We start from the raw sequence: 8,846 nt of genomic DNA on the forward strand, positions 1-8,846 counted from the left end.
TTCTCGGTGGTGTTGATCTTCTCGCCGCGGAACATGGCGTCCCGCAGCCCGAACACGTCGGTGGCGGCGGCCAGCTCCCGCAGCAGGGCCAGCGTCTCGTCGGTGACCAGGTGCTTGGAGTAGTCGATGCGCAGGTCGCCGACGCGCACGACGTAGCGCTCGGCGCGGCCCGGGTCCTGTGCGAACAGCTTCCGCAGGTCCGGCTGCGGCAGCGCGTCCGCGCGGTGGTTCGCCAGGGCGGCCCACTCGGGCCGCCGGGTGAGCCGGGGTGAGCCGGCGGGGGAGTCAGACATGAGCGGGGGTCTCCTCGGTCGCCTCGCCGTTCAGGGCGATGGCGTACATCTCGTCGGCGTCGAGGCGCCGCAGCTCCTCGGCGATCAGTTCGGACGTGGCACGGACCTTCAGCGCGAGGGTCCGGGACGGCTGGCCCGGCAGGGTCAGCGTGGCCAGCGGGCCCTCGGGGCGGTCGATGACGATCTCGCCGTTCTCGGTACCCAGGCGCACGGCCGTCACGACCGGCCCGGCGCTTTCCACGCGGTCGACCCGGACGTGCAGCCGGGCCTCCAGCCAGCGGGCCAGCAGCTCGGCGGCGGGGTTCTCGGCCTCGGCCTCCACGGCCGCCGAGACCACCTTCGCCCGGGCCTGGTCCAGCGCCGCCGCCAGCATCGAACGCCAGGGCGTCAACCGGGTCCAGGCCAGGTCCGTGTCGCCGGGCGCGTAGGAGCGGACCCGCCGCTGCAGGGTCCCGAGCGGGTCCTCGACGGCGTACAGGTCGGTGATCCGGCGCTGGGCCAGGGCGCCGAGCGGGTCCTTGGCGGGGTTGTCGGGGGCGTCCACCGGCCACCACACCACCACCGGCGCGTCCGGCAGCAGCAGCGGCAGCACGACCGAGTCGGCGTGGTCGGACACCTCGCCGTAGGTCCGCAGGATCACCGTCTCGCCGGTGCCCGCGTCGGCGCCCACGCGGACCTCGGCGTCCAGCCGGGAGGGCTGGCGGTCGCGCGGGGTGCGGGCGTGGCGCTTGATGACGACCAGGGTGCGCGAGGGGTGCTCGTGCGAGGCCTCCTCGGCCGCCTTGATCGCGTCGTAGGCGTTCTCCTCGTCCGTGACGATCACCATCGTCAGGACCATGCCCACGGCCGGTGTGCCGATGGCGCGGCGACCCTGCACCAGCGCCTTGTTGATCTTGCTTGCCGTGGTGTCGGTCAGGTCGATCTTCATGGCCTGCGCCAGCTCCGTCCGTCTCGTGCGAGCATCTCGTCGGCTTCCGCGGGTCCCCAGCTGCCCGCGGCGTACTGCGCGGGCCGGCCGTGCGTGGCCCAGTACTGCTCGATCGGGTCGAGGATCTTCCAGGACTCTTCCACTTCCTGGTGACGCGGGAACAGGTTGGCGTCGCCCAGGAGGACGTCCAGGATCAGCCGTTCGTACGCCTCGGGGCTCGATTCGGTGAACGACTCGCCGTAGGCGAAGTCCATCGTCACGTCCCGGATCTCCATCGACGTGCCCGGCACCTTGGAGCCGAAGCGGACCGTCATGCCCTCGTCCGGCTGGACCCGGATGACGATCGCGTTGGCGCCCAGCTCCTCGGTCGCCGTGGAGTCGAAGGGGGAGTGCGGGGCCCGCTGGAAGACGACCGCGATCTCCGTCACCCGGCGGCCGAGCCGCTTGCCGGTGCGCAGGTAGAACGGCACGCCGGCCCAGCGGCGGTTGTCCACCTGGAGCCGGATCGCGGCGTAGGTGTCGGTCGTGGAGGACGGGTCGATGCCCTCCTCCTCCAGGTAGCCGCGCACCTTCTCGCCGCCCTGCCAGGCCGCCGCGTACTGCCCGCGCACGGTGCCCTGCCCCAGGTCCTGCGGCAGCCGCACGGCCTTGAGGACCTTCAGCTTCTCGGTGAGCAGCGAGGGGGCGTCGAAGGCGGCCGGCTCCTCCATCGCGGTGAGCGCCATCAGCTGCAGCAGGTGGTTCTGGATGACGTCACGGGCGGCGCCGATGCCGTCGTAGTAGCCGGCCCGGCCGCCGATGCCGATGTCCTCGGCCATGGTGATCTGCACGTGGTCCACGAACGACCGGTTCCAGATCGGTTCGAACATCTGGTTGGCGAAGCGCAGGGCCAGGAGGTTCTGGACCGTCTCCTTGCCCAGGTAGTGGTCGATGCGGAAGACCTGCTCCGGGTCGAACACGTCGTGCACGATCCGGTTGAGCTCCTCGGCCGACTCCAGGTCGTGCCCGAACGGCTTTTCGATGACCGCGCGGCGCCAGGAGCCCTCCGGCGCGTCGGCCAGCTTGTGCTTCTTCAGCTGCTGGACGACCTTGGGGAAGAACTTCGGCGGCACCGAGAGGTAGAAGGCGTAGTTGCCGCTGGTGCCCCGGGAGGCGTCCAGCTCCTCCACGGCGGAGCGCAGCTGCTCGAACGCGTCGTCGTCGTCGAAGTCGCCCGGGATGAACCGCATGCCCTCGGCGAGCTGCTGCCAGACCTCCTCGCGGAACGGGGTGCGGGCGTGCTCGCGCACCGCGTCGTGCACGACCTGCGCGAAGTCCTGGTCCTCCCAGTCCCGGCGGGCGAAGCCCACCAGCGAGAAGCCCGGCGGCAGCAGACCGCGGTTGGCCAGGTCGTACACGGCCGGCATCAGCTTCTTGCGGGACAGGTCGCCGGTCACGCCGAAGATGACGAGCCCGGAGGGGCCCGCGATCCTGGGCAGACGGCGGTCACGGGCGTCACGCAGGGGATTGACGAAGTCGGTGTCGGCCCGGACCGGGCGCGAGGCGGTCCGCGGTGTGCCGCTGCCACCGGCCTGCTCGCCCTCGGCCGGCTCCCGCGTGCCGCTGGCCCCCGTCTGCTCGACCCCGGCCGCCTCCTGGGCCGCCCGGGCCTCCTTGTCCTCCTTGGTCCCCTTCGTCTCCTGCTCGGCCGTCCGGTGGATGTCCTCGCTCATTCCGCGTCAACTCCCATGCTGTTCAAGGACTTGGTGACCGCGTCCAGCAGGTCCTGCCAGGCCACCTCGAACTTGGCCACTCCCTCGTCCTCCAGTTGCCGCACCACCTCGTCGTATGCGATGCCGAGCCGTTCGACTGCCGCCAGGTCCGCCCGCGCCCGGTCGTAACCGCCGGTGACCGTGTCGCCCCGGACGTCGCCGTGGTCGGCGACGGCGTCAAGGGTGGACTCCGGCATGGTGTTGACCGTGCCGGGGGCGACCAGCCCGTCCACGTACAGGGTGTCCTCGTAGGCGGGGTCCTTCACACCGGTGGAGGCCCAAAGGGGGCGCTGGCGGTTCGCCCCGGCCTCCTCGAGGGCCTGCCAGCGCGGCCCGGCGAAGACCTCCTCGTACGCCTCGTAGGCGAGCCGCGCGTTGGCCAGGGCCGCCCGGCCCTTCAGCGCGAGGGCCTCGTCCGTGCCCAGCAGCGTCAGCCGCTTGTCGACCTCGGCGTCGACCCGGGAGACGAAGAAGGACGCCACCGAGTGGACGGCCGACAGCTCCAGGCCCGCCGCCCGCGCCCGCTCCAGGCCGGCGAGGTAGGCGTCCGTCACCTCGCGGTAGCGCTCCAGGGAGAAGATCAGGGTCACGTTGACACTGATACCCGCGCCGATCACCTCGGTGATCGCGGGCAGGCCCGCCTTCGTGGCCGGGATCTTGATCATCACGTTGGGGCGGTCCACCAGCCAGGCCAGCTGCCGGGCCTCGGCGGCGGTCGCCGCCGTGTCGTGGGCCAGCCGGGGGTCGACCTCGAGGGAGACCCGGCCGTCCCGGCCGCCCGTAGCCTCGTACACCGGCCGCAGCACGTCGGCCGCGGCCCGCACGTCGGCGGTCGTCATCATGCGGACCGCCTCGTCGACGGTCACGCCCCGCACCGCCAGGTCGGCGAGCTGCTGCTCGTAGCCCTCGCCGGAGCCGATGGCCGCCTGGAAGATCGACGGGTTGGTGGTGACGCCGGCGACGCCCTTGGTGCGCACGAGCTCGGCCAGGTTGCCGGACTCGACGCGCCGGCGGGACAGGTCGTCCAGCCAGATCGACACGCCCGCCTCGGACAGGCGCTTGAGTGCTCCCGCGCTCGCGGTTGCTTCGGTCACAGTGATCATCTTCCTTCGGGCGGCCGGATCAACCGCGCGCGGCGGCGAGGGATTCCCGGGCGGCCGCGACGACGTTCTCGGGGGTGAAGCCGTACTCGGCGAACAGCGTCCTGGCGTCGGCGGAGGCGCCGAAGTGCTCCAGCGAGACGATGCGTCCCGCGTCGCCGACGAACCGGTGCCAGGTCAGTCCGATCCCGGCCTCGACCGCGACCCGGGCCCGCACGGACGGCGGGAGCACGCTGTCGCGGTAGGCGCGCGGCTGCTGCTCGAACCACTCCACGGAGGGCATCGACACGACCCGCGTGCCGATGCCCTCGGCCTGGAGCGCCTCGCGCGCGGCGACGGCGAGCTGCACCTCGGACCCGGTGGCGACGACGATCACGTCCGGCACCTCGGTGGAGGAGTCGGCGAGGACGTACCCGCCGCGCGCCGCGTCCGGGTTCGGCTCGTAGGTGGGCACGCCCTGGCGGGTGAGCGCGAGACCGTGCGGGGCGGGGTCGGTGGTGTGCCGCCGCAGGATCTCCGCCCAGACGACCGCGGTCTCGTTGGCGTCGGCGGGCCGTACGACGTTCAGCCCGGGGATGGCCCGCAGCGCGGCCAGGTGTTCCACCGGCTGGTGGGTCGGGCCGTCCTCGCCGAGACCGATCGAGTCGTGCGTCCACACGTACGTCACCGGCAGCTGCATCAGCGCCGACATGCGCACGGCGTTGCGCATGTAGTCGGAGAACACCAGGAACGTGCCGCCGTAGATCCGGGTGTTGCCGTGCAGGGCGATGCCGTTCATCTCCGCGGCCATGGAGAACTCGCGGATGCCGAAGTGCACGGTCCGGCCGTAGGGTTCGGCCTCCGGCAGCGGGTTGCCGCGCGGCAGGAACGACGACGTCTTGTCGATGGTCGTGTTGTTCGAACCGGCCAGGTCGGCGGAGCCGCCCCACAGCTCGGGAACGACCGGGCCGAGCGCCTGGAGCACCTTGCCGGAGGCGGCACGGGTGGCGACCGCCTTGCCCGGTTCGAACACCGGCAGGGCGTCCTCCCAGCCCTCGGGCAGCTCGCCCTTGCTGACGCGGTCGAAGGTCGCGGCCCGCTCGGGGTTCTCGCCGCGCCAGGCGGCGATCCGCTTGTCCCAGGCGGCGTGCGCCTCGGCGCCCCGGTCCAGGGCCGCGCGGGTGTGGGCCAGCACCTCGTCGGCGACCTCGAAGGTCCGCTCCGGGTCGAAGCCCAGGACGCGCTTGGTGGCGGCGACCTCCTCCTCGCCGAGGGCCGAGCCGTGGGAGGCCTCGGTGTTCCGCGCGTTCGGCGCGGGCCAGGCGATGATCGTGCGCATCGCGATGATCGAGGGCCGCCCGGTCTCGGCCCGCGCCGCGCGCAGTGCCGCGTACAGCGCGCGCACGTCGACGTCGCCGTCCTCCTGCGGGGCGATGCGCTGCACGTGCCAGCCGTAGGCCTCGTACCGCTTCAGCACGTCCTCGGAGAACGCGGTGGCGGTGTCGCCCTCGATGGAGATGTGGTTGTCGTCGTAGAGGAAGACCAGGTTGCCGAGCCTTTGGTGCCCGGCGAGGGAGGAGGCCTCGGCGGAGACGCCCTCCTGGAGGTCGCCGTCGGAGACGATCGCCCAGATCGTGTGGTCGAACGGCGACTCGCCCTCGGGGGCGTCCGGGTCGAACAGGCCGCGCTCGTAGCGGGCGGCCATCGCCATGCCCACCGCGTTGGCGACGCCCTGGCCCAGCGGGCCGGTGGTGGTCTCCACACCGGCGGTGTGGCCGTACTCGGGGTGGCCGGGCGTCTTGGAGCCGTGCGTGCGGAACGCCTTCAGGTCGTCCAGCTCCAGCTCGTAGCCCGCCAGGTACAGCTGGGTGTAGAGGGTCAGCGAGGTGTGGCCGGGGGAGAGGACGAAGCGGTCACGGCCCGTCCATTCCGGGTCGGCGGGGTCGTGCCGCATCACCTTCTGGAAGAGGGTGTAGGCGGCCGGCGCCAGGCTCATCGCGGTGCCGGGATGCCCGTTGCCGACCCGCTGGACGGCATCGGCCGCCAGCAGGCGGGCGGTGTCGACGGCACGCCGGTCGAGATCGGTCCATTCGAAGCTGTCCGCTGTCTGCGTGCTCATCTTCAAGAAGTCCTCGATTGGAGCGGAGGGGCTGCTCTGACGTGTTCAAAACTAAAAGTCTGACTTTTTGGGTGGAAGGTCGCCGTGTGCCAGCCTGTGGTGAAAGTGGGACACCCACGGGCGGCGCGATACGGCAACGGGGCGGTACGAGGCGGACATGGCGGACAGAAGCGGCCAAGGCGGCGACGGGATCAGAACGTTCCCCTTCCCGGTCGAGCTGAGCGTCGGCGGCGTCGGCATGCAGGTCGGCCCCATGGGCACCGGCCGCCCCTGGCGTGCCGAAGCGCCGCTGGAGCGCGTGCACCGCATCGACTTCCACGTCGTGATGCTGTTCGGCGAGGGCGGCAAGGGCCCGGTCCGGCACATGGTCGACTTCACCGAGTACGAGGCCGGTGCCGGGGACCTGCTGTGGATCCGCCCGGGGCAGGTCCACCGCTTCTCGCCCACCAGCGAGTACCGCGGAACAGTGCTCACCATGCAACCGGGCTTCCTGCCCCGCTCGACCGTGGAGGCCACCGGCCTGTACCGCTACGACCTGCCGCCCCTGCTGCGCCCCGACGCGGCCCGGCTCGCCGGACTGCGCGCCGCGCTCGGCCAGTTGCGGCGCGAGTACGAGGACACGGCCACGCTGCCGCCGAGCCTGCACACCGCCGTCCTGCGCCACACCCTGACGGCGTTCCTGCTGCGCCTCGCGCATCTGGCCACGAGTTCGGCGGAGGCGGTGCGCCGGCAGTCCGACTCCACGTTCACGTTGTTCCGGGACGCCGTGGAGCGGGACTTCGCCACCAATCACAGCGTCAGTGCCTACGCCGACGCGCTCGGTTACTCCCGCCGCACCCTGGTCCGCGCGGTCCGGGCCGCCACCGGCGAGACCCCCAAGTCCTTCATCGACAGACGCGTCGTCCTGGAGGCCAAACGCCTCCTCGCCCACACCGACCTGCCGATCGGCCGGGTGGGCGCTGCGGTCGGCTTCCCGGACGCCGCGAACTTCTCCAAGTTCTTCCACCAGCACACGGACCGGACCCCGGCGGCGTTCCGCGCCGAGCTGCGCTGAGGGCGGCGGGAGACCCACCGCGCCGAGGGCAGCGAAAAGGGGCTCCACGCGTGCGTGGAGCCCCCTGTACCGGGCCGGGTCAGCGCCCGAACGTGAACCAGTTGACGTTCACGAAGTCCGCCGGCTGCCCGCTGGTGAAGGTCAGGTACACGTCGTGGGTGCCCGTCACGGAACCGATGTTGGCGGGTATGGTCCGCCACGACTGCCAGCCGCCGGTGTTGCCCACCGCGAAACTCCCGATGGGCGCGTTGCTCCGGCTGTCCAGCCGTACCTCGACCAGCCCGCTGACGCCGTTCGCGGCGCCGCTCGCGACCCGGGCGCTGAACTGCCGGGCCGCGGTGGAGCCGAAGTTCACGCCCTTGAACTGCAGCCAGTCACCATTGGCCAGTGCGCCGACGTTCTGGCCGCCGCCGGAGTCGGTGGTCGTCTCGGTCATGGCGCCGGACTGGGCGTCGAACGACTCGGCCTGGATGGTGCCGTAGGCGTCCCGGTTGCCGGTGGGCGGGGGAGTGGTGCCGCCGCCCGAGGACAGCACCTGCACGTAGTCGACGACCATCGCGTGGCCGGGCTGTGTCCCGGCGTCCGGGCCGCCGCCGAACGCGTCGGGGAAGCCGCCGCCCATCGCCACGTTGAGGATGATGAAGAAGCCGTGGTCGGTGGCGTTCCGCCAGGTCGTGGCGTCGACCTGGTTGGCCCGCACGGTGTGGAAGTTGACGCCGTCGAGGTAGAAGCGGATCTCCTCGACGCTCGTCGAGCGGTCCCACTCCATCCGGTACGTGTGGAAGCCCGCCTGGCAGGTGGTGCCCTGACAGGTGGTCGAGGAGCCGATGCCGCTGGTCTCGTTGCAGGGCCCGCCCGGCGAGGTGCCGCAGTGCATCGTCGCGAACACCGTGTTCATGCCCTGGGTGTTCTCCATGATGTCCAGCTCGCCGACCGCCGGCCAGTTCCAGTAGTTGCCGCGGTAGGGCGCGCCCAGCATCCAGAACGCCGGCCAGTAGCCCTTGGCGGCGGCCCCGGTGACGTTCGGCACCTGGATGCGCGACTCGACGCGGAGCTTGCCGCCGGCCGGGGGCTGGAAGTCGGTGCGGTTGGTCTCGATGCGGCCGGAGGTCCAGTTGCCGGCGGCGTCCCGGCGGGGCGTGATGCGCAGGTTGCCGTTGCCGTCGAGCGAGACGTTGTCCGTGCTGCTCGTCATCGTCTCGATCTCGCCGGTGCCCCAGTTGGCGGGGCCGCCCGGGTAGCCCTTGCCGGTGGCGTACTGCCAGTGGGAGGTGTTGACGCCGCTGCCGGCCGGGCCGGTGAAGTCGTCGAGGAACACCTGCGTCCAGCCCGAGGGGGGCGGCGGGGCCGAGGCGTTGGCCGAGGGGGTGGCGACCGCGGCGGCGGCCACCGCGAGGCCGAGCGTGCCGACGACGGCGACGAACGCCCTGCGGAAGGGGCGGGATCTGCGGGGGGCGCTTGAGGTTTCGCTCATGTGGGGGCCTCTCGGGAAAGGGGTGAGAGCGCTCTCAAAGTGCCGTCAATGTGCTCCACCGCGGAACGTGTCGTCAAGGGATGAACCAAGAAAAGTGCGCGGGCGGACGCTGGCTGCAGAGTCTGAACGAAGAAGACCGCGAGTCAGT

Annotated in this window: 6 protein-coding genes and 1 pseudogene; 1 reads left to right on the plus strand and 6 read right to left on the minus strand. The window is 71.7% G+C overall.

What is annotated here, in order from left to right:
- The 5 genes and pseudogenes from RIN80_RS22865 to tkt form a co-directional block, all read right to left on the minus strand.
- Positions 1 to 293 (minus strand): annotated as a pseudogene (locus RIN80_RS22865) (glucose-6-phosphate isomerase); the annotation flags it as partial.
- Positions 286 to 1,221 carry a glucose-6-phosphate dehydrogenase assembly protein OpcA gene (gene opcA / locus RIN80_RS22870; RefSeq protein ID WP_309097518.1) on the minus strand — a complete coding sequence of 312 codons (936 nt, stop codon included), beginning with the start codon at positions 1,219 to 1,221 and terminating at the stop codon, positions 286 to 288. The gene opcA and the pseudogene RIN80_RS22865, both read right to left, overlap by 8 nt.
- Positions 1,218 to 2,933, minus strand: coding sequence for a glucose-6-phosphate dehydrogenase (gene zwf / locus RIN80_RS22875; RefSeq protein ID WP_309097519.1), 1,716 nt, complete (start codon positions 2,931 to 2,933; stop codon positions 1,218 to 1,220). The genes opcA and zwf overlap by 4 nt, the downstream gene beginning before the upstream one ends.
- Positions 2,930 to 4,075: a transaldolase gene (gene tal, locus RIN80_RS22880; RefSeq protein ID WP_309097520.1), complete on the minus strand. Its 1,146-nt coding sequence runs from the start codon at positions 4,073 to 4,075 to the stop codon at positions 2,930 to 2,932. Before tal ends, zwf begins: the two co-directional genes overlap by 4 nt.
- Before the next feature lie 19 nt (positions 4,076 to 4,094).
- A complete protein-coding gene (gene tkt, locus RIN80_RS22885) occupies positions 4,095 to 6,170 on the minus strand; it encodes a transketolase (protein WP_309097521.1) in 2,076 nt (691 codons plus the stop codon).
- A 157-nt stretch (positions 6,171 to 6,327) separates the two neighbouring features.
- Between tkt and RIN80_RS22890 the strand changes: the two genes are divergently transcribed.
- Positions 6,328 to 7,224, plus strand: a complete 897-nt coding sequence (locus RIN80_RS22890; protein ID WP_309097522.1) for an AraC family transcriptional regulator — start codon at positions 6,328 to 6,330, stop codon at positions 7,222 to 7,224.
- A 79-nt stretch (positions 7,225 to 7,303) separates the two neighbouring features.
- Here RIN80_RS22890 and RIN80_RS22895 read toward each other — a convergent pair whose 3' ends face one another.
- Positions 7,304 to 8,698 (minus strand): glycoside hydrolase family 16 protein, encoded by a 1,395-nt coding sequence (locus tag RIN80_RS22895; protein ID WP_309097523.1) that lies wholly within the window; start codon positions 8,696 to 8,698, stop codon positions 7,304 to 7,306.
- Positions 8,699 to 8,846: the final 148 nt, after the last annotated feature.

The sequence above is a fragment of the Streptomyces sp. genome (assembly GCF_031181705.1).
GTDB lineage: Bacteria > Actinomycetota > Actinomycetes > Streptomycetales > Streptomycetaceae > Streptomyces.